Origin of the sequence: Pseudomonas sp. S35, assembly GCF_009866765.1 — a bacterium.
Classification (GTDB): Bacteria; Pseudomonadota; Gammaproteobacteria; order Pseudomonadales; family Pseudomonadaceae; genus Aquipseudomonas.
In genome coordinates, this window is the sequence record NZ_CP019431.1 from 3,631,728 (window position 1) to 3,650,310 (window position 18,583).

The 18,583-nt window shown below is 59.0% G+C and carries 18 protein-coding genes; 8 read left to right on the forward strand and 10 right to left on the reverse strand.

What is annotated here, in order from left to right; translation table 11 throughout:
• Positions 1-57 precede the first annotated feature (57 nt).
• The 3 genes from PspS35_RS16040 to PspS35_RS16050 are packed head-to-tail and all read left to right on the forward strand — an operon-like array spanning position 58 to position 2,873.
• Positions 58-738, forward strand: a complete 681-nt coding sequence (locus tag PspS35_RS16040) for a C39 family peptidase (RefSeq protein WP_159935722.1) — start codon at positions 58-60, stop codon at positions 736-738.
• 37 nt (positions 739-775) lie between these two features.
• On the forward strand, positions 776-1,519 hold the full coding sequence (locus tag PspS35_RS16045; protein WP_159935723.1) for a hypothetical protein: 744 nt from the start codon (positions 776-778) through the stop codon (positions 1,517-1,519).
• 49 nt (positions 1,520-1,568) lie between these two features.
• Positions 1,569-2,873, forward strand: a complete 1,305-nt coding sequence (locus tag PspS35_RS16050; RefSeq protein WP_159935724.1) for a hypothetical protein — start codon at positions 1,569-1,571, stop codon at positions 2,871-2,873.
• Between the two features lie 81 nt (positions 2,874-2,954).
• Here the strand turns inward: PspS35_RS16050 and PspS35_RS16055 are convergent, their stop codons facing one another.
• Positions 2,955-4,280, reverse strand: a complete 1,326-nt coding sequence (locus PspS35_RS16055) for a sigma-54 dependent transcriptional regulator (protein WP_159935725.1) — start codon at positions 4,278-4,280, stop codon at positions 2,955-2,957.
• Between the two features lie 343 nt (positions 4,281-4,623).
• On the opposite strand from PspS35_RS16055, the gene PspS35_RS16060 reads away from it, so the two are divergent.
• On the forward strand, positions 4,624-4,884 hold the full coding sequence (locus tag PspS35_RS16060) for a hypothetical protein (RefSeq protein WP_032887053.1): 261 nt from the start codon (positions 4,624-4,626) through the stop codon (positions 4,882-4,884).
• Positions 4,885-4,953: 69 nt separating this feature from the next.
• On the opposite strand, the gene PspS35_RS16065 is transcribed toward PspS35_RS16060, so the two are convergent.
• The 3 genes from PspS35_RS16065 to gnd are packed head-to-tail and all read right to left on the reverse strand — an operon-like array spanning position 4,954 to position 8,278.
• Complete coding sequence (locus PspS35_RS16065) at positions 4,954-5,778, reverse strand: HAD family hydrolase (RefSeq protein ID WP_159935726.1); 825 nt, start codon at positions 5,776-5,778, stop codon at positions 4,954-4,956.
• Complete coding sequence (gene zwf, locus PspS35_RS16070) at positions 5,775-7,298, reverse strand: glucose-6-phosphate dehydrogenase (protein WP_159935727.1); 1,524 nt, start codon at positions 7,296-7,298, stop codon at positions 5,775-5,777. The genes PspS35_RS16065 and zwf overlap by 4 nt, the downstream gene beginning before the upstream one ends.
• A complete protein-coding gene (gene gnd, locus PspS35_RS16075; protein ID WP_159935728.1) occupies positions 7,295-8,278 on the reverse strand; it encodes a phosphogluconate dehydrogenase (NAD(+)-dependent, decarboxylating) in 984 nt (327 codons plus the stop codon). The genes zwf and gnd overlap by 4 nt, the downstream gene beginning before the upstream one ends.
• 271 nt (positions 8,279-8,549) lie before the next feature.
• On the opposite strand from gnd, the gene PspS35_RS30080 reads away from it, so the two are divergent.
• From PspS35_RS30080 to PspS35_RS16085, 3 genes are all read left to right on the forward strand, one after another.
• Positions 8,550-8,729 (forward strand): DUF6026 family protein, encoded by a 180-nt coding sequence (locus PspS35_RS30080; protein WP_275113817.1) that lies wholly within the window; start codon positions 8,550-8,552, stop codon positions 8,727-8,729.
• 160 nt (positions 8,730-8,889) lie between these two features.
• A complete protein-coding gene (locus PspS35_RS16080; protein ID WP_159935729.1) occupies positions 8,890-10,647 on the forward strand; it encodes a phosphoethanolamine transferase CptA in 1,758 nt (585 codons plus the stop codon).
• Positions 10,648-11,002: 355 nt separating this feature from the next.
• Complete coding sequence (locus PspS35_RS16085; protein WP_159935730.1) at positions 11,003-11,212, forward strand: hypothetical protein; 210 nt, start codon at positions 11,003-11,005, stop codon at positions 11,210-11,212.
• A gap of 99 nt (positions 11,213-11,311) precedes the next feature.
• Here the strand turns inward: PspS35_RS16085 and PspS35_RS16090 are convergent, their stop codons facing one another.
• The 5 genes from PspS35_RS16090 to PspS35_RS16110 all read right to left on the reverse strand — a co-directional run bounded on the left by PspS35_RS16090 (position 11,312) and on the right by PspS35_RS16110 (position 15,594).
• The gene (locus PspS35_RS16090; protein WP_159935731.1) at positions 11,312-11,803 is read right to left on the reverse strand and encodes a GNAT family N-acetyltransferase; all 492 of its coding nucleotides are present in this window, start codon (positions 11,801-11,803) and stop codon (positions 11,312-11,314) included.
• A gap of 164 nt (positions 11,804-11,967) precedes the next feature.
• A complete protein-coding gene (gene zapE, locus PspS35_RS16095) occupies positions 11,968-13,080 on the reverse strand; it encodes a cell division protein ZapE (protein ID WP_159935732.1) in 1,113 nt (370 codons plus the stop codon).
• Positions 13,081-13,095: 15 nt separating this feature from the next.
• Positions 13,096-13,431: a nuclear transport factor 2 family protein gene (locus PspS35_RS16100; RefSeq protein WP_159935733.1), complete on the reverse strand. Its 336-nt coding sequence runs from the start codon at positions 13,429-13,431 to the stop codon at positions 13,096-13,098.
• A 51-nt stretch (positions 13,432-13,482) separates the two neighbouring features.
• Positions 13,483-14,199 carry a YafY family protein gene (locus PspS35_RS16105; RefSeq protein ID WP_159935734.1) on the reverse strand — a complete coding sequence of 239 codons (717 nt, stop codon included), beginning with the start codon at positions 14,197-14,199 and terminating at the stop codon, positions 13,483-13,485.
• 111 nt (positions 14,200-14,310) lie between these two features.
• Positions 14,311-15,594 (reverse strand): M10 family metallopeptidase C-terminal domain-containing protein, encoded by a 1,284-nt coding sequence (locus tag PspS35_RS16110; RefSeq protein ID WP_159935735.1) that lies wholly within the window; start codon positions 15,592-15,594, stop codon positions 14,311-14,313.
• A gap of 23 nt (positions 15,595-15,617) precedes the next feature.
• On the opposite strand from PspS35_RS16110, the gene PspS35_RS16115 reads away from it, so the two are divergent.
• Positions 15,618-15,872, forward strand: a complete 255-nt coding sequence (locus PspS35_RS16115; protein WP_159935736.1) for a hypothetical protein — start codon at positions 15,618-15,620, stop codon at positions 15,870-15,872.
• A 45-nt stretch (positions 15,873-15,917) separates the two neighbouring features.
• Here PspS35_RS16115 and pepN read toward each other — a convergent pair whose 3' ends face one another.
• The gene (gene pepN / locus PspS35_RS16120; protein WP_159935737.1) at positions 15,918-18,575 is read right to left on the reverse strand and encodes an aminopeptidase N; all 2,658 of its coding nucleotides are present in this window, start codon (positions 18,573-18,575) and stop codon (positions 15,918-15,920) included.
• Positions 18,576-18,583 lie beyond the last annotated feature (8 nt).

Sequence of the window (18,583 nt, forward strand, 5' to 3'; positions counted from 1 at the left end):
CGGGGCCTTGGCAACAAGGCCCCTTTTTTATTCCAGTGTCCAACAGGTCAGTCGATCATGCGCCTCGCGACCCTCACCCTCCTGATGTTACTCACCGGCCCTTCGTGGGCAGGCACTATGGCGATTTCAGCCATGCCTGGCGGTGCAGTGATCTTCAAGAAGGTCGAGAGTATCCGTGAACGCCGCTTCGCCAACCTGGTGGAACAGAAAACCGATTTCAGCTGCGGTGCCGCGGCACTCGCCACCATCCTGCGCCAGGCCTATTGGCTGGACGTCGACGAAGATCACATCATCAAAGGCATGCTGGTCACTGCCGACCAGGACCTGGTGCGTACCCAGGGCTTTTCCATGCTGGACATGAAGCGCTACCTCGAAAGCATTGGCATGCGCGCCCGGGGCTACAAGATCGGGGCCGACACCTTGGTCACGGTAAAAATCCCTGTGGTGGTACTGCTGGAAATTCGCGGCTACAAGCACTTCGTGGTGATGCAGCGCGCCGACAAGGACTGGGTCTACATAGGCGACCCGGTACTGGGCCATAAACGCTATTCGCACGATGATTTCGTCAAGGGCTGGAATGGCATCGTGTTTGCCGTGCTGGGCGAAGGTTACGACAAGGCCAACGTCTTGCTCGACCCGCCTACACCGCTGACCGCCAAGAACCAGTTGAACGAGTTCAGGCCCGTGGGCGATGCCGAGCTGATGGATTTCGGTTTTATCCAGAGCGACTTCTTCTAGAAGCGCAATAAGGGGCAGGACGCTCCAGGAGCAGAAGATGAACACTTCCCGTTGGCTGACGGTCATGTGTCTGGCAGCCTCAATGCCCGCTTATGCTTCATCGGGGTTCAAACCCATCGAACTCAAGGATTCGGAAATGGCCGACCTGCGCGGCCGTTACGTGATGCCGGGGCGAATCATCAGCTTCGGGATTGTCATGAGCAGTACCTGGACCAACGCGGTGGGTGACACCATCACCGGCAAGGCCAGCATGCAGGTCGACTCGTCAACCATCACGCCACAATTCTACGTACAAACCACCGGTTCGACCGGCAACGGGAGCAACCCCAATACCGGTACCGGCACAGTCACCGGCGGCGCCGGCCTGGGCAGTGGCCAGGGCGTGACGCAGAGCGTGCGAACCGCTGGCGATGGCAACACCGCCTATAACAACGTAGGTATCACCGTCGAGAATGGCTTTGCACCTTCCAACATTGTGCAATCGGGGCAAGTATTGGTCGCCGGTGGCACCGTCACAGGTGACAGCGCCGCTGGCCGCGTCAGCGTGTCGGCCAACAACGGCGGCCTGCAAATGGCGATCCAGGCCAACCACAACCAGGGCAACAGTTTGCAGCAGATCGGCAGCGGTACGGTGCTGCAAGGCACGGTTTTGACCGGCAACACCAACTTCGTCAACAACATGACCCAACTCAATGTCGTGATGAACAACAACGGTTTGAACAACGGCGCGCTGAACTGCAATTTGGACCAACTCAAAGGCCTACGCACTCTCGGTTATTGAACTACGCTGACCCTCGACACTTACGCATTAGAAAAGGACGGCTTATTTCATGCATCGATCGTTATCGCTCCGTGCGGTGGTCTGTTTAAGTACGCTCTTGCCTGCATCCGTTCTGTATGCCGCGCCAGACGCCGATATCGAAACCCTCAAACAGGAACTCCTGGAACTCAAGCAGCGGTACGATGTGCAACAAAAAGCCCTTGCGGTGCTGGAGCAGCGCGTACGCCAGGTCGAAGACCAGCCGGCGGCACCGGCGCCCAAACGCCTGGCCAAGTCCCCCGCAGACTTTCAAAAAGCCAACGGCACCACCGTCGCGGGCACGGGAGCCGCAGCCGCTTCTGGCGGTGCAGGCGGTGGCGGCAGTTCCTACGGCCAGTCCCTCAAGGACGACTCGGCCCCTGCGCAAAGTGTGAGCAACCTCTATAACGAAGCCAGCGGCTTTTTCGGCAACGGCAAGTTCAGCTTTGAAACCGGCATTACCTATGCCCGTTACGACGCCCGCCAGTTGACCCTCAACGGGTTCCTGGCGCTGGACTCGATTTTCCTCGGCAATATCAACCTGGACCGGATCAAGTCCGATAACTGGACCCTGGACCTGACCGGGCGCTACAACGTCGACAACCGTTGGCAGTTCGACGTGAACGTGCCCGTGGTGTACCGCGACTCCACCTACCAGTCAGCCGGTGCTGGCAACAACGGCACCGCAACGTCGGAAGCCTCGGTCACCCGCGACCCGACCATCGGCGACGTCAACTTCGGCGTGGCGTACAAATTCCTCGACGAAACCCCTAACCTTCCGGACGCCGTGGTGTCGGTGCGGGTCAAGGCGCCGACGGGCAAAGAGCCGTTTGGTATCAAGCTGGTCAATACCCCCGGCAACGACAACCTGTTTGTGCCGGAAAGCCTGCCCACCGGCAACGGCGTCTGGTCGATCACACCAGGGATTTCCCTGGTCAAGACCTTCGACCCGGCGGTGCTGTTTGGCTCGCTGTCCTACACCCACAACTTCGAGGACTCGTTTGACGACATCAGCAGTGACGTCAACCAGAAGGTCGGCGGCAAGGTCAGCCTTGGCGACAGCTTCCAGTTCGGCGTCGGTGTAGCCTTCGCCCTCAACGAGAAGATGAGTATGTCGTTCTCGGTGTCGGACCTGGTGCAACGCAAGAGCCGACTCAAGCCGGATGGTGGCGACTGGCAGTCGGTGGTCTCCAGCGACGCGAATGCCGGGTACTTCAACGTGGGGATGACCATTGCGGCATCGGATAACCTGACGATCGTGCCGAACCTGGCGATTGGGATGACGGATGATGCGCCGGACTTTACGTTCAGCCTGAAATTCCCTTACTACTTCTAACCCGACTCCTACAGATTCAAGTGCACAGAGAAAAGCCCCGCAACGATAAGGGTCGTTGCGGGGCTTTTCGGTTTACCCGCCCTAGCGGATCTGGTGTTTGTGCAGCAACCGGTAGAACGTCGGCCGGGAAATCCCCAGCACACGGGCGGCGACACTCAGGTTGTCGCTGTGCCGGTTGAGCACATCGCACAGCGCCTGACGTTCGGCGCGGTGCTTGTAGTCTTCCAGTGTAGCCATAGGTGGCGAAATTACCTGTTCACCCACTAATCCCAGATCAACGGCTTCGATCTGGCGCCCTTCGGCGAGCACGAGGCCACGGCGTACCCGGTTCGCCAACTCGCGCACATTGCCCGGCCACGGGTGCTGCCCCATCGCAACCAAGGCATCCTCACTGAAACTGCGCGGGCGGCGGCCGGTTTCCTGGCTGTAGAAGCGTGAAAAGTGGTTGGCCAGCATCGCCACATCACCATGACGCTCGCGCAGCGGTGCCGTGACGACTTGCAGCACATTGAGCCGGTAGTACAAGTCTTCACGAAAGCGGCCCTTGGCGACCGCAGCTTCCAGATCGACGTGGGTCGCGGCCAGCACTCGCACATCCACCGGGATGGGCTGGCTACCGCCGACACGCTCGACCTGCTTTTCCTGCAAGAACCGCAGCAAGTTGGCTTGCAGTTCCATCGGTAAATCGCCTATTTCATCGAGGAACAGTGTGCCGCCGTGGGCCGCTTCAATGCGCCCGACCTTGCGTTGATGGGCGCCGGTAAACGCGCCTTTCTCGTGGCCGAACAGTTCCGATTGAATCAAGTGCTCCGGGATCGCGCCGCAGTTGATCGCGACAAAAGGCTTGGCGTGGCGCTGGGATTGGCGGTGCAAGGTCTTGGCGACCAGCTCCTTACCGGTACCGCTGTCGCCACGAATCAGGACCGGCGACTCGGTAGGTGCCAGCTTGGATAACAGCTTGCGCAGCTCGCGAATCGGGCGACTGTCACCGAGCAGTTCATGCTCTGGCTCATCGACCGGGGTATGCCCCTTGCCACGCAGGCGCGCCATGCCGAAGGCGCGGCCCAGCGTCACCTGGACCCTGGACACATCGAACGGCAGGGTATGGAAGTCAAAGAACCACTCGCACACGAAATCGCCGACATTCTGCAACCGCAGGACATCCTGGCTGAGCACGGCAATCCATTCGGTGCCGCTACGGCCAATCAACTCCTTGACCGCTTCCGGACGCTCCAGGTGATACGGCTGCAAGCGCAGCAAACCTACATCGCAGGAGCGGTCGCCCACCGTTTCCAGGGCGCAGCTGTCGACCTCCCAGCCCGCGGTGCGCAGGCCAGGCAACAATCCATGGCAGTCGTCACAGGGGTCGACCACAAGCAAGCGGCGTTGCACGGGGGTAACAACCATGACTATTCCTTGGCGTCAAAATTGTTAAAGTTATTTAGAAACAATGCGTTGTGAGGCCCAGCGCTAACACTAGCAAGGTCTTGACGCTGCCCTTGTACCGTTTCGCTATAAGTGCGGGCAGAAAGCCAGCAAGCGCTGTTTCAAGCAAAACAGTCGCGCCTCGCCCAAACGTTCATTCAGCTTTCAAAACAGCTGCTTACATGACGTTAATCAGGAAAAGTTGAAATTTGTTGTTCTAACATGTGACCCGCACCCCACCATCGCGCATCAGTACAAGTAACCCACCGCACGGTCAGCCCAACCGCCGGTACTCACTTGAATGGGCATTTAGAGAGAGACCCACATGAACGCCCCGCTCCGCATCAACGAAGCTCTTTTGATCGCAGACCGTGCTTTCCAACCCTTTCAGTGCGTGGCCTGGCACGATGGCAACGGCGCCCTGAGCCTGAGCGTCATCGACCGCACCAATACCCGTATTGGCAGCAAACAACTGTCGTCGAACACTTACAGCGACCCGGCGCAATTGGAAGACCTGCTGTTGCAGGCCCGCGCCGAGCTCGACAAAGATGGCTACCAGTTGCAGTCCTGGGCCATGCCGAAGTAAGTCGCCGCGCCAACTTCCGATCACCCCACAACAGTGATCGGAAGTTGGGCAAACTAGAACTTAAGACGTTTATCTGGTTGCGAGAATAAATCGCTCGATTGCTTCTGCAGCACCGTCCTCGACATTACTGCCAGTCACTACACTGGCCCGACGTTTGACCGATTCTTCTGCCTGCCCCATCGCAATCGATAAGCCAGCCACCTCAAACATCGCCGGGTCATTCCCACCATCACCGATGGCCGCCGTCTGTTCCAGCGGCACCCCCAGGTGCGCCGCCAGGGTCTTCAAGGCCTCGCCCTTATTGGCCAGCATGGCCGTCACATCCAGATAAACCGGTTGCGAACGTGAAACCTGCGCCAGGCCTTGCACCTTGGGCTGCAACCGCGCTTCCAGCGCCACCAAGAGCTGGGTGTTATTGCTCGCGGCGACGATCTTGTCGATCCGGTCCAGGTACGGCTCGAAACTCTCCACCACCACCGGCCCATATCCCAGGCCGTGGGCTTCGCGCGGTTCCATTGGCCCCGGCGGGCCACGCCTGAGCCAGTCACCGTCGGCAAACACCCAAGCTTCCACCTCCGGCTCGGCTGAGAACAGCGCCAGGGTCACCAGCGCCGCCTCGGCCGGCAGGTGGTGGGCAAGCAGGATGCTGCCATCCGGGTTGATCAAGGTGCCACCGTTGAAACCCGCCACAGGCACATCGATACCAAAGGTCTCGATCAGGTGCAGCATGGCCTTGGGCGGCCGGCCACTGGCCAGGCTGAAAAACACCCCAGCCTCACGCAGCGCACTCACCGCATCGACGGTGCGTTGGCTAAGACGGTGGTCCGGATGCAGCAACGTGCCGTCCACGTCGCTGAGGATAAAACGCACGGGATGAATCGCGGCATCACTCATCCGAGCGTATGCCAGGTGCGACCATCACGGGCCAGCAACGCATCGGCCGCTGCCGGACCATCTTCACCTGCCTTGTAGGCCTGGATGCCATCATCTTCCTTCCACGCATCGAGGAATGGCTGTACCGCACGCCAGCCGTTCTCGATGTTGTCGGCACGCTGGAACAAGGTCTGATCGCCGGTCATGCAGTCGTAGATCAGGGTTTCGTACCCGGTCGACGGCTGCATCTGGAAGAAGTCCTTGTAGGCGAAACCCAGTTGGATGTTGGCCATGTCCAGGGTCGGCCCAGGCTTTTTCGCCAGCAGGTCAAACCACATGCCTTCATTGGGCTGGATCTGGATTTTCAGGTAGGTGGGCTTGAGCTCATCCACCTCGGTATCGCGAAACTGCGCATAGGGCGCCGGCTTGAAGCAGATCACGATTTCGGTGTCGCGCACGCTCATGCGCTTGCCAGTACGCAGGTAGAACGGCACACCGACCCAGCGCCAGTTGTCGATCATCACCTTGAGGGCCACGAACGTCTCGGTACTGCTGTCGGGTGCGACGTTGGCTTCTTCCCGGTAACCCGGCAGCTGCTTGCCGCCGATTTCGCCGGCGGTGTACTGCCCGCGCACCGAGTTGGCCCGTGCATCTTCCAGGGACCACGGCCGTACCGCGCCGATTACCTTGGCCTTCTCACCGCGCACGGCGTCGGCGCCAAAGGCCGCAGGCGGCTCCATGGCGACCATCGCCAGCAACTGGAACAAGTGGTTGGGCACCATGTCGCGCAACGTGCCGGTTTTCTCGAAAAAATTGCCTCGGGTTTCTACGCCCACGGTTTCAGCCGCGGTGATTTGCACGTGATCGATGTAATGGTTGTTCCAGAACGCTTCGAACAGCACGTTGGAAAACCGGCTGATCAGGATGTTTTGCACCGTTTCCTTGCCCAGGTAATGGTCGATGCGATAGATCTGCTTCTCGCTCATCACCTTGAGCAGGCTGGCGTTCAGCGCTTCGGCGGTGGCCAGGTCAGACCCAAACGGCTTCTCGATCACCACGCGACGGAAACCGTCATCGGTTTCCGTCAGCAGGCCGGCACTGCCCAGGCGCTGCACCACTTCACTGAAGAAGCGCGGTGCGGTGGCCAGGTAGAACACCGCATTGCCGGTGCCGCTGTCGGCGATTTTCTTGCCGATGTCGGCGTAGGTGCTGTCGTCGAGGAAGTCGCCCTCGACGTAGCTGATACCTTTGGCCAACTGCGCCCACAACTGCGGGTCGAGGGCATTGTCCGCACTGCCCTTGACCTTGCTAGCGGCTTCGGTGCGGATGAAGTCCTCCAGTTTCTTGGCGAAGTCGGCATCACTGATGGCGTTGTGATCAACGCCCACAATGCGCAGGCCATCGCCCAGCAAACCATCACGACTGAGGTTGTACAGCGCCGGCATGAGCAGGCGCTTGACCAGGTCGCCGTGGGCGCCAAACAGAAACAAGGTGGTAGGTGGAGCGGGTTCGGCCTTGGGTTTCTTGCCGTTGGCGGTCATTTTTTGGAAGTCTCCACGTGACCACCAAAGCCAAAGCGCATGGCAGACAGCATCTTGTCACCGTAAGTGCTCTGCTGGCGCGAGCGGAAACGTGCGAACAACGAGGTGGACAGTACCGGTACTGGCACAGCCTGCTCCATCGCGGCTTCGATGGTCCAGCGGCCTTCGCCACTGTCGGCAACGGAACCGGAGTAGCCGTCGAGTTTCGGGTCAGTGGCCAGTGCGTCGGCGGTCAGGTCCAGCAACCAGGACGAAACCACGCTGCCACGGCGCCAGACTTCGGCGATATCGGCAACGTTGAGGTCAAAACGCTGATCTTCCGGCAGGTTGTCCGAGTTCTTGGTCTTGAGGATGTCAAAACCTTCGGCGAAGGCCTGCATCATCCCGTACTCGATGCCGTTGTGGATCATCTTGACGAAATGCCCGGAACCCGCCGGACCTGCGTGGATATAGCCCTGCTCGGCGCGCTTGTCAGCGCTTGCCGAACGGTCCTTGGTGCGCGGGATGTTACCCAGGCCCGGCGCCAGGCTGGCGAAGATCGGGTCAAGGCGTTGCACGGTCTCGGTGTCGCCACCGATCATCATGCAATAACCACGCTCCAGGCCCCAGACGCCACCGGAGGTGCCGACGTCGACATAGTGCAGGCCCTTTTGCGCCAGCGCTTTGCCACGACGTACGTCGTCCTTGTAGTTGGTGTTGCCGCCGTCGATGATCACGTCGCCGTCTTCGAGCAGCTCACTGAGTTCATTGATGGTGCTTTCGGTGGGGTCGCCTGCCGGCAACATCACCCAGACGGCGCGAGGCTTTTGTAGCCCGGCGACCAGAGCCTTGAGATCGGCGACGCCAGTGGCGCCCTCCTCGCTCAAACCTTTGACAAATGCTTCGTTACGGTCGAAAACAACGGTGGTATGCCCATTGAGCATCAGGCGCCGTGCAATATTCCCGCCCATGCGGCCTAGTCCGATAATCCCCAGTTGCATGTGCTGATGCTCCTAACTACTAAAAAATGTGTGACATAGTTTATAGCGCAATGAGGCTAATGAGGGTTAGTCCAGGGCAGATCGTTGTAGTTTCATGACAAAAAAGTGGCCATCGTTTCACCATCACCGCAGTAAAAGTCACACGACCACCAAAAATAAAAAAGTTCCATTGCCGTGAAAAAGAATTCAGAATTGCTTCCGACTGTTGCCGAGAACCTCGACTCAAGCGTTCTGGCACACCGCGACACACCGGCTATTTGCGAGGTAAGCAATGAGCACTGCACAGATGACCCGTCCTGCCCAGACCCTGTACGTCACCCTCCGCCGCGACGAATTGCGCCAGTTGAAAGACGAGCGCGAACAGTTGCAGCACGAGGTCATGCGCCTGCGTGCTCACATCATTCAAGCCCAGCTGGACCAGCCCTCAGGCGCGCAACCTGCGCTCTGCTAAGCCCTGTCATGACTTTGTAAGATAACGGCTACAAAAATCTCACAAAGTTTTCACACGCCTTTCTTGATACTCCCGCCCCCAAGGGCCACCCCATGCAAGGGTGGCCTCTGTTGCGTGCAGCCGTGCGCGTCGACTGACAATTACCGGGTTGGAGCGCTGGATGGCGATGTTCGAACGCAGCACTAAGTCTGCGAAAGGCTTTGATTGGGCCGGTCTCGGCTGGCTATTCGTGTTTTTCTGGTACTTCTCGGGCATTACCCAACTGCTGATCCAACTCAGCGGCACCTCCGGCTTCAGCGGTTTTCGCCAAGCGTTCTTCATGAGTGCCGTGTGGCTCGCACCGTTGCTGGTATTCCCGCGCCGCACACGCTTGCTGGCCGCCGTGATTGGCGTAGTGCTGTGGGCCTGCTCAATGGCCAGCCTGGGTTATTTCTTCATTTACCAGCAGGAATTCTCCCAAAGCGTCATCTTCATCATGTTCGAGTCGAACATCTCTGAAGCCGGCGAATACGCCACTCAATACTTCGCCTGGTGGATCGTGCTGGCGTTTATTGCCCACACCGCCGTGGCCATTTTCCTTTGGACTCGCGTGCGCCCGGTCTACCTGCCACGTGGCCAAGCCCTGGTGGCAGCAACGGCGATTCTGGTGGCGATTGTCGGCTACCCACTGGTCAAGCAGATTGCCCGCAGTGACACGATGGACGACGCCATTGACCGCTTCGAATCGCGCATCGAGCCCGCCGTGCCTTGGCAGATGATCGTCGCCTACCGCCGCTACACCGAGCAACTGGACAACATGCAGGGCATGCTCGACAGCGCCAGCCAGATCCCCCCTTTGACCAACCTCAAGGACACGATGGCCGGCCAGCCCTCGACCCTGGTGCTGGTGATCGGCGAGTCGACCAACCGCCAGCGCATGAGCCTCTACGGCTACCCGCGCAACACCACGCCGGAACTGGACAAGCTGCGCGACCAACTGGCGGTGTTCGACAATGTCATCACCCCACGCCCCTACACCATCGAAGCCCTGCAACAGGTACTGACGTTCGCCGACGAGGAGAACCCGGACCTGTACCTCAAGACGCCGTCGATCGTCAGCGTGATGAAACAGGCCGGGTACAAGACCTACTGGATCACCAACCAGCAGACCATGACCAAGCGCAACACCATGCTCACGACCTTTTCCGAACAGGCCGACGAACAGGTGTACCTGAACAACAACCGCAACCAGAACGCCCGCCAATATGACGGCGACGTCCTTGCGCCCTTCTCCAAGGCCCTGGCCGATCCAGCCGAGCGCAAGTTCATCGTGGTGCACCTGCTCGGCACCCACATGAGCTACCAGTACCGCTACCCGCCGACCTTCGACACGTTCACCGATCGCCAAGGCGTCCCGGCAGGCGTGAGTGACGATCAACTGCCCACCTATAACAGCTACGACAATGCAGTGCGGTACAACGACTTCGTGGTCTCGAGCCTGATCAAGGACTACGCCAAGACCGATCCCAACGGGTTCTTGCTGTACCTGTCGGACCACGGCGAAGACGTCTTCGACTCGGCCGGCCATGCAACCCTGGGCCGCAACGAAGGCAAGCCGACGGCGCCGATGTACACCATTCCATTCATTGCCTACGCGTCGCCGAAGTGGCGCGAAAGCCACGACTGGAGTTTTGCCAGCGACCTGCAACGCCCCTACAGCAGCTCACAGTTGATTCACACCTGGGCTGACCTGGCAGGGCTGAGCTTCGATGAGCTGGACCGTAGCAAGAGCCTGGTAAGTGAGCATTTCACGCCTCGCCCGCTGCTCATTGGCAACCCGTACATGCGCCAGCAGAAAGCCCTGATCGACTTCAGCCTGATCAAGCCCAAGAAGGTCAACCCGACCGATGTGGTGCTTCAGGAACAACCGGGTTTGTAACACAGCGATAACAACAATTCTCGACTACCCCTGAAGTCCCCTACTCCTTGCGTCTTTGAGCCAAGGCCTCCCCTTTCCGGGGCGGCCGCAAAGACGAGGTCGCCCACTCTAATCTGTTCGAAAAAAATACTAAGAACGTGTCGGCTTCTATAACGGCGTGTACTGGGGGGACCCGCGCGCGATCACCCTGGCCTTGGACTGGAAACTTTAAAGCCACTGACCCGAAGTTAACGAAACTATTAACTTCGGGTGTTTCTCGGGTTAATTCCCACTTAATAAGGTCGCGGCAGAATCACCCCATGAATCTGCTCAAGGACAGAACGGATAACCGCTCACCCTTAATGAGAATACCTCGATGAAACTCTCGACTTTGATGCTCGCCAGCCTGATGACCCTCGCCTCCGCCGCCGCATTTGCGGAAGATGGCTCGGAGCGCGCAAAGGAGTACTACAACAACTTCACCTTCATGCAGCAGAAGGTTCACGGCACTAACGAACAAACAGCGTCCGCTGACGGCGAGTCTTCCAAGACCAGCACCACCGATCAGGAACAGCCGAAGAGTTAATTAATGTTTAGTTAATCTGCAACACCCTCAGCCATTCCGCTCCGTTTGCAAAGGTTTATAAGGCGCCATTTAAAGGCGCCTTTTTTTGCCTATTATTTATTAAAGCGGTTTATTCCAGAACAGCATGCGGCCATGGGCCGGGTCAAACTTAGCATCATCAAAACCGAACTTGCGATACGCCGACTGGGCGACCGCATTGCCCTCAAGCACCTCCAGGGTGATTTTGCAGCAGCCACGCTGCCGAGCAATTTCCTCGACCTTTTGCAGCATTTTCTGACTCAAGCCCAGGCCACGAAACTCACTCATCACTACCACGTCGTGAATGTTGACCAGTGGACGACAGGCAAACGTGGAAAACCCCTCGAAACAATTCACCAACCCCGCCGGCACACCGCCGACAAACGCCAGCACACTGAACGCATGCGGGCGCTTGGCCAGTTCAGCCGGCAGTTGCTCCAACAGATCAACGGGCAGGCTGTGGCCTCCTCCCATCGGGTCTTCGGCGTAATGGTTAAGCACGCGGCCAATGGCTTCGGCGTGTACAGGGTTGGTGTAGCTGGCTTGCAGCACCAGAATATCTGGGGTTTCCATTGCCTTCCTCAATCGTGACAACAAGGGAATCGGCTCCCTTTGAGAGGCACGATTGTAAGCATGGACCCGGCAGTAGATGAAGGAGATTAACTACAAATATCCACCAGAAACCGCGAAGGTTATGTCGATAAAAACACCGAGGACGGGCAATTACGCGATTTTTCTTACAAGCTTAAGCCGAAACGCTGCAGCTGCATTTCTTGCAAACGGCTTAGGGTCCGACGGAAGGCAAACCCCAGGTAGCCCTCGGTATAGAGGCTCTCCAGCGGTACGTGGGCCTCAAGGAACAACGGCACCTTGCGGTCGTAGCACTCATCCACCAAGGCGATGAACCGACGTACGCTGTCATCGTGCACCGATAATTGCGGCAATTCGCGGTCGCCGGCCACCACGCGCTGGGCGCCATCTTCGGTGCCACGGGCAATCCGGCCTGGCCGCTGTTGCGCACTCAGATTGGGGACTTCACCGAGCAAAATGGCACTGAAACGATCACACAGCAGCATGAAATCCATCGCCGCCAAAGGCTCCTCGCACAGGTCGGCGTAGCGACACCAGAGCACGCTGTCACTGGACTGCACCGTCAGGATGGTACGATGGCCGACCACAATCGGCCCGCTATGCAGCGCCTGACCTGCGGCCAGTTGCCCGAACACCTTGGCCAGCGCATCCGGCTGATTCACCCAATAGCGCTGCAGGCCTGCGCCCGGATGCAAACGGTGATCCTGCCCCCCATCCACCGCTACCACCTGCATATGCTGCTCGATCGCAGCGATGCCCGGCAGGAAGCGTTCGCGGTTGAAGCCATCGGCATACAGCTGCTCAGGCGGCTGGTTTGAAGTGCAGACCATCACCACGCCTTCCTCGAACATCACCTGGAACAGACGCCCCAGGATGATCGCGTCACCGATGTCATTGACGAACAACTCGTCAAAGCACAACACGCGTACGTCCTGGCTCAGTTCCCGCGCCAGGGCGTGCAACGGGTCGGGAGTGCCGGTGAGTTGAAACGAACGCTGATGCACCCACCCCATGAAGTGATGAAAGTGCTGACGCCGCGCGGGCACCCGCAGGCTTTGATAGAACTGGTCCATCAACCAGGTTTTACCGCGCCCGACCGCGCCCCACAGGTACACGCCTGTGATCGGCGAGCGGCCTTGGTGCAGGGCGTCATGACAGGCTTGAAGGGCATCTACCGCGCGGCGCTGGGCATCGTCGGCGACGAAGCCCAACTGGGCGATAGCGTGTTGATAAGCAGCGAGGGGCGAGTCAAAAGTCATGCCCGCGATTATGACCTACAGCGAGATATCCAGCCGTGAAATCTTGCCCTGCTCGTTAAGGCGAAAGGTGTAGCGCAACTCCAGCGGGCTACCTGGGAAATTGCCGGAGACCACGTTGCTGACCAACACTTTGCCAGTGCGGTGTTGCACATTGAGTACTTCGACCCGAGGTTGATAACGCCGTGCGGTGTCTTCCATCCAGCGCGCAATGGCGGCAGTGCCGACCTGGTGCTCGCCTTCATCAAACACGTTCGCATCATCGGCAAACCACTGGGAAACAGCCGAGGTGTCGCGGGCATTGGCCGCCGCAATATAGGCCGCGATGGCCGGGGCCAATTCAGACGGGGACATGGCACAGCTCCTTTTTGGTGATTTATGGCGCCATGCTAAGCCAGGGCTGTGTCAGTTTTTGTCAGGAGTGAACGGCGCGGATTCATTCTGTTCCATCAAGGTGCGCCAGGCCCGTAACAGGTCGCTACGCCGTCCCGGATACCGGCCATCCTGGGCCTGCGCACTTGCCACACGGTCGGTGCGAAAAGTGCGATAGGCGCCGCGCAATTCACACCAAGCCACAATCACCCGCACCTCATTGAGGAAACCCAGGGCCAACGGCCAAACCAGGCGCTGGCTCTGGGCCTGACTGGCATCGGCATAGTCGATATGCAACTTGGCCTGGTTGCGAATGGCTTCGCGAAACACATTGAGCGCCACGCGGTTTTCCGGGTAGCCAAACCCCGGTGGGCCGGGCAACAGCGTCGGGTTGCGCAGGGCTTCCTGGGCGGCGGGGTCGAGTACATCGGCGATCTTGGCCAGCGCGTTGGCGGCCGCCCGGCTCAATACCTCATCACCGCGCTGATCCACATAACGCAAGCCCAGCACCACAGCCTCGGTTTCTTCGGCGTTGAGCATCAATGGCGGCAGGAACAGCCCGCTGCGCAGCACGTACCCGACCCCGGCCTCACCGAAAATCGGCGCGCCCAGGGCGGTCAATTCGGCGATATCGCGGTACAGCGTGCGCTCGGACACTTCCAGCTGCGCCGCCAGCACAGCAGCGGTCACCGGACGTTTCTTGCCCCGCAGGGCCTGCAACAAGGTCAGTAGACGAGTGGTACGCGACACGTTGATCCCGCCGAACAAGCAAAAAGTGCCGCAGCTTAGCAGAGCCTACTGCCAGAAAATGTCAGCAGTAAACGCAGAGAGGACGCCAAGGCACGGCACTGCTCTGCCCTGTCAGGTGACGATATTGCGCTTCAAGACTTTGCCCAGAGCATCAACCCTGAAGTCCGCCATACCTTTGCCATGAAGGTCGATCTCCAGGGTGCTCAGCCTTTTTTTAGGGTAGTAGGTGAGCCGGGCCTCTCCTGCCTGCCCAGTGAACTCATGGACATAGCTCAACGTGGGTTTTCCAGTCGCTGCACGAATGCTGGATACATCAATGAAGTCTTCCTTGCGGCGAAAATCCATGACCGTATCCGGCGCCTTGGCCGTTGAATGGCTGGCGTCGGAAAACACAAAGGTGTCTTTTCCCGACCCGCCCCATAGCCGGTCCTGCCCCGCGCCACCGTCGATCACATCATTGCCGCCGCCCCCAACTAGTTTGTTGGAAGCCTGGTTGCCCAGTATCAGGTCGTTGCCTGCCCCGCCGGTGGCATCCTCAATGACTACGTTCGGGGCAATGGAGAGGTTCCCTTTCATCCCACCCACATCGGAAAACGTACCTGCATTGAGGTTGATTTTCTGGTCATCGTTGTAACCGGACAGGTTCAGCGTGTCATGCCCTGCGCCATCCCATATCGACGCGACAAAGGGATCATGGTTGGATTTGACACTGTAGTGATCCCGACCGGTATTGGAGTTGAAACCATAGACCGTATCACCGGAGCGTGTCTCGTGGTTGGCGCCGTAACGCTTTTGGATTGAGATGATGTCGTCCATCATCAAGCCCTTGGGATAATGTCGAACCCCGTCTTTCGTGAAGTCATGACCACTGTGGGTTTCGGGCCAATAACTCATGACCGTGAAAGCATTCGTATCCTGTTGATAGGTTTGAGCCTTCTCAAATCCTAGTTTGTGGTTGTCATTGTAGAAGCCCGGGTGCCCCTGACCTAACTGATGTCCAACTTCATGCAGCTTCAAGAAACTGCCGGGAACGGCGGGAGCGGGAGAAGTGGCAGTGCTGGGTAGCGGTTTATTGCGGTAAAAGCTGTCCAGCCCATCGCGCTCTGCGCTCGGTAAAGTGACGCCACGAAAGCCGGCTGTGGGATCGGTCGTACCCGCAAAATTGCCAAACCCGAGATGCCCCTCTCCCTCTTTGGCAGGCCCCTTGGCGGGTTCTTTAGTAAACGTGAGGTGCGACACGTCACCATAGTTTTGCATGGCCCGAAGCGCATCATCTTTTTGCTGACGGTTAAATGCCGAAAAGCCTGCAAGCCCCGAGTCGTGAAAGTCCAACGGCGGGTGATTCAAAAATGTGTAGCTCAGCTCCGTCTTCCCATTGCCGTTCGTGTCAACCAAGGGGGTGGACCACTGGCAGCAATATGATCGGAAGCCTGATCACCGGTATAGGAAGGCTTTTGTTTATCCGGTCGGTGTCCGCCGCGCTCATCGCGCTGACGAAAGTCCTGCATTCGCTGAAAGTCAGCGCTGGCCAAGGGGGTCAGAGGCACATTGCTTATCGACATAACACATATTTCTCGGTGGGTGGGATCGCCGAGAAGGATGATTACTTTGCAAACCGAAAGCCTATCAACAAAGTCTGGATTTTGGGCGAGGCTTGTCAACCCACCCAGTAAGAGGGTTCGCAGCCCCACCCCAGCTGCGCCCCTTGTGCAGCGCTATTAAGCCAGGCTTTTGCTGACCACCTCGAACACATCGCTCGACAGCTCGCCCGAGCCACGAATACGCTCCAGCTCAGCTTTCATCAGCGCTTGCCGCGCACTGTCGTATTTACGCCAGCGGGTCAGCGGCGCCAATTGACGCGAGGCGATCTGCGGGTTGAAGCCATTGAGCTGAATCACCAGGTCCGCCAGGAAGCGGTAGCCCGAACCATCCGCGGCATGGAAGTTGATCAGGTTCTGCCCGGCAAAGGCGCCGACCAGTGCACGCACCTTGTTCGGGTTCTTGATGGTAAACGCAGGGTGCTCCATCAACGCTTGCACTCGCGCCAAGCCGCCTGGCAAGGTGCTGCCAGCTTGCACACTGAACCACTGATCCATGACCAGCGGGTTGTCCTTGAAGTTCTCGGCAAACACCGCCAAGGCCTGGGCTTTTTCAGCGTCGAACGGCGAGTTCACCAGCACCGCCAACGCGGTCAACCGCTCGGTCATGTTATCGCTGGTGTCGAACTGATCCAGCGTCGCCGCCAGCACTTCGGGCTTGGCGCTGAGCATCAGGTATGACAGTGCGATGTTCTGCAACGCACGACGGGCAAAGTGCTCGGCCGCCGCGACATACGGCGTTTGCTTGGACAGTTCACGATTGGCCTGATAACGCAGCCACAGGCCTTCGAACAGATTGTCGGCCAATTGCTGGCGTGCAAACTCACGGGCGGCGTGGATGGCATCGACATCCGCCACTTCGCTGATTTCCGTCAGGTAGGCTTCACCCGGCAACGACAGCATTTCTGCAACCATGGCCTGGTCGAGGGTTTCATCGCTCAATACCGTACGCAGTGCGTCGATCAAGCGCTGATCCATCTTCAACGCCTGGCCCGCCTGATGCTGGCCGATCAGTTCCTGCAACACCTGCACCGACAGTTGCTGGCCGGCATCCCAACGGTTGAAGCCATCGCTGTCGTGCTGCATCAGGAACATCAACTGATCGCGGCTGTATGGAAAGCTCAGTTTCACCGGCGCCGAGAAGCCGCGCAGCAGCGAAGGCAACGGCTGTTCGGCGATATCGACAAAGGTGAAGGTCTGCTCGGCGTCAGTCACCGAAATCACGCGGGACGTGCCGCCAGCCGCCGCTTCACCGGCGAGACGCAACGCAATACCGGCGCCCTTCCCGTCCAGCAAACCCAGCTCGACCGGAATCACGAACGGCAGTTTCTCGACCTTGTCCGGGGTGGCAGGGCAGCTCTGGCGGAAGGTCAGGCTGTAAGTCTTGGCTGCGGCGTCGTAGGACTCGCTCACCGCCAGACGCGGCGTGCCGGCCTGGCTGTACCAACGCTTGAACTGGCTGAGGTCGGCGCCGTTGGCGTCTTCCATGGCCTTGATGAAATCGTCGCAGGTCACGGCCTGGCCATCGTGGCGCTCGAAGTACAGGTCGCTGCCTTTGCGGAAGCCTTCAGCGCCGAGCAAGGTGTGGATCATACCGACCACTTCCGAGCCTTTTTCGTACACGGTCAGGGTGTAGAAGTTGGAGATTTCGATAAAGCTGTCCGGACGCACCGCATGGGCCATCGGGCCAGCGTCTTCGGCGAACTGGTGGGTACGCAGGTACGCCACGTCCTGGATGCGCTTGACCGTGGCCGAGTTCATGTCAGCCGAGAAGCCCGAGTCGCGGAATACGGTAAAGCCTTCCTTGAGCGACAACTGGAACCAGTCGCGGCAGGTCACGCGGTTGCCCGACCAGTTGTGGAAATATTCGTGGGCAACAATCGCCTCGACGCGCTGGTGCGCGGCGTCGGTGGCGGTTTCGGCGCGGGCCAGCACGGCGCTGGAGTTGAAGATATTGAGGCCCTTGTTCTCCATCGCGCCCATGTTGAAGTCGTTGACCGCGACGATCATGAAGATGTCGAGGTCGTACTCGCGGCCGTAGGTTTCTTCGTCCCAGCGCATGGATTTTTTCAGGCTGGTCATGGCGTGCTGGCACTTGTCGATGTTTTCCGGCTCGACGTAGATGCGCAGCGCCACCTCACGCTGGGTCATGGTGGTGAAGCTGTCTTCGACGCACCACAAATCCCCGGCCACCAGGGCAAACAGATAAGCGGGTTTCTTGAACGGGTCTTCCCAGGTGGCCCAATGGCGGCCGTCTTCGCCAGGCCCGCTGGCAATCGGGTTGCCATTGGACAGCAGCACTGGGTAACTGTGCTGCTCGGCGATCACCGTGGTGGTGAAGGTGCTCATCACGTCCGGGCGGTCGAGGTAATAGGTGATCTTGCGGAAACCTTCAGCCTCGCACTGGGTACAGAACATACCGCTGGATTTGTACAGGCCTTCCAGGGCGGTGTTGGTTTCCGGGTGGATCTTGACCGTGGTGTCGAGGGTGAAGGTGTCGCTCTTGGGATGCACGGTCAGGTGGCTGTCGGTCAGTTGATAGTCGGCGTCCGTCAGCTCCTGGTCGGCCAGGTTCACGCTCAACAGCTCAAGCTGCTGGCCATCCAACACGAGCGGCGGCAAACCAGCGCCGCGCTCCGGGTTACGGCGCATCACCAGCTGCGCGTGGACCAGGCTATGGTCCTCGAACAACTCGAAGGTCAGGTGCGTCTCGTCGATCAGGTAGTCCGGCGCCTGATAGTCCTTCAGGTAAATCATCTTCGGTTGTTCGGTGCGCATGGGTGGCA

What these genes read in the sequence shown, in the direction of transcription:
- zwf (WP_159935727.1), bottom strand. Translation starts at nt 7,298, where the DNA reads ATGACCGCCAACGGCAAGAAACCCAAGGCCGAACCCGCTCCACCTACC.
- PspS35_RS16045 (WP_159935723.1), top strand. Translation starts at nt 776, where the DNA reads ATGAACACTTCCCGTTGGCTGACGGTCATGTGTCTGGCAGCCTCAATG.
- PspS35_RS16050 (WP_159935724.1), top strand. Translation starts at nt 1,569, where the DNA reads ATGCATCGATCGTTATCGCTCCGTGCGGTGGTCTGTTTAAGTACGCTC.
- PspS35_RS16065 (WP_159935726.1), bottom strand. Translation starts at nt 5,778, where the DNA reads ATGAGTGATGCCGCGATTCATCCCGTGCGTTTTATCCTCAGCGACGTG.
- PspS35_RS16085 (WP_159935730.1), top strand. Translation starts at nt 11,003, where the DNA reads ATGAAACTCTCGACTTTGATGCTCGCCAGCCTGATGACCCTCGCCTCC.
- PspS35_RS16090 (WP_159935731.1), bottom strand. Translation starts at nt 11,803, where the DNA reads ATGGAAACCCCAGATATTCTGGTGCTGCAAGCCAGCTACACCAACCCT.
- PspS35_RS16040 (WP_159935722.1), top strand. Translation starts at nt 58, where the DNA reads ATGCGCCTCGCGACCCTCACCCTCCTGATGTTACTCACCGGCCCTTCG.
- PspS35_RS16080 (WP_159935729.1), top strand. Translation starts at nt 8,890, where the DNA reads ATGGCGATGTTCGAACGCAGCACTAAGTCTGCGAAAGGCTTTGATTGG.
- zapE (WP_159935732.1), bottom strand. Translation starts at nt 13,080, where the DNA reads ATGACTTTTGACTCGCCCCTCGCTGCTTATCAACACGCTATCGCCCAG.
- gnd (WP_159935728.1), bottom strand. Translation starts at nt 8,278, where the DNA reads ATGCAACTGGGGATTATCGGACTAGGCCGCATGGGCGGGAATATTGCA.
- PspS35_RS16100 (WP_159935733.1), bottom strand. Translation starts at nt 13,431, where the DNA reads ATGTCCCCGTCTGAATTGGCCCCGGCCATCGCGGCCTATATTGCGGCG.
- pepN (WP_159935737.1), bottom strand. Translation starts at nt 18,575, where the DNA reads ATGCGCACCGAACAACCGAAGATGATTTACCTGAAGGACTATCAGGCG.
- PspS35_RS16060 (WP_032887053.1), top strand. Translation starts at nt 4,624, where the DNA reads ATGAACGCCCCGCTCCGCATCAACGAAGCTCTTTTGATCGCAGACCGT.
- PspS35_RS16055 (WP_159935725.1), bottom strand. Translation starts at nt 4,280, where the DNA reads ATGGTTGTTACCCCCGTGCAACGCCGCTTGCTTGTGGTCGACCCCTGT.
- PspS35_RS30080 (WP_275113817.1), top strand. Translation starts at nt 8,550, where the DNA reads ATGAGCACTGCACAGATGACCCGTCCTGCCCAGACCCTGTACGTCACC.
- PspS35_RS16115 (WP_159935736.1), top strand. Translation starts at nt 15,618, where the DNA reads ATGATCGGAAGCCTGATCACCGGTATAGGAAGGCTTTTGTTTATCCGG.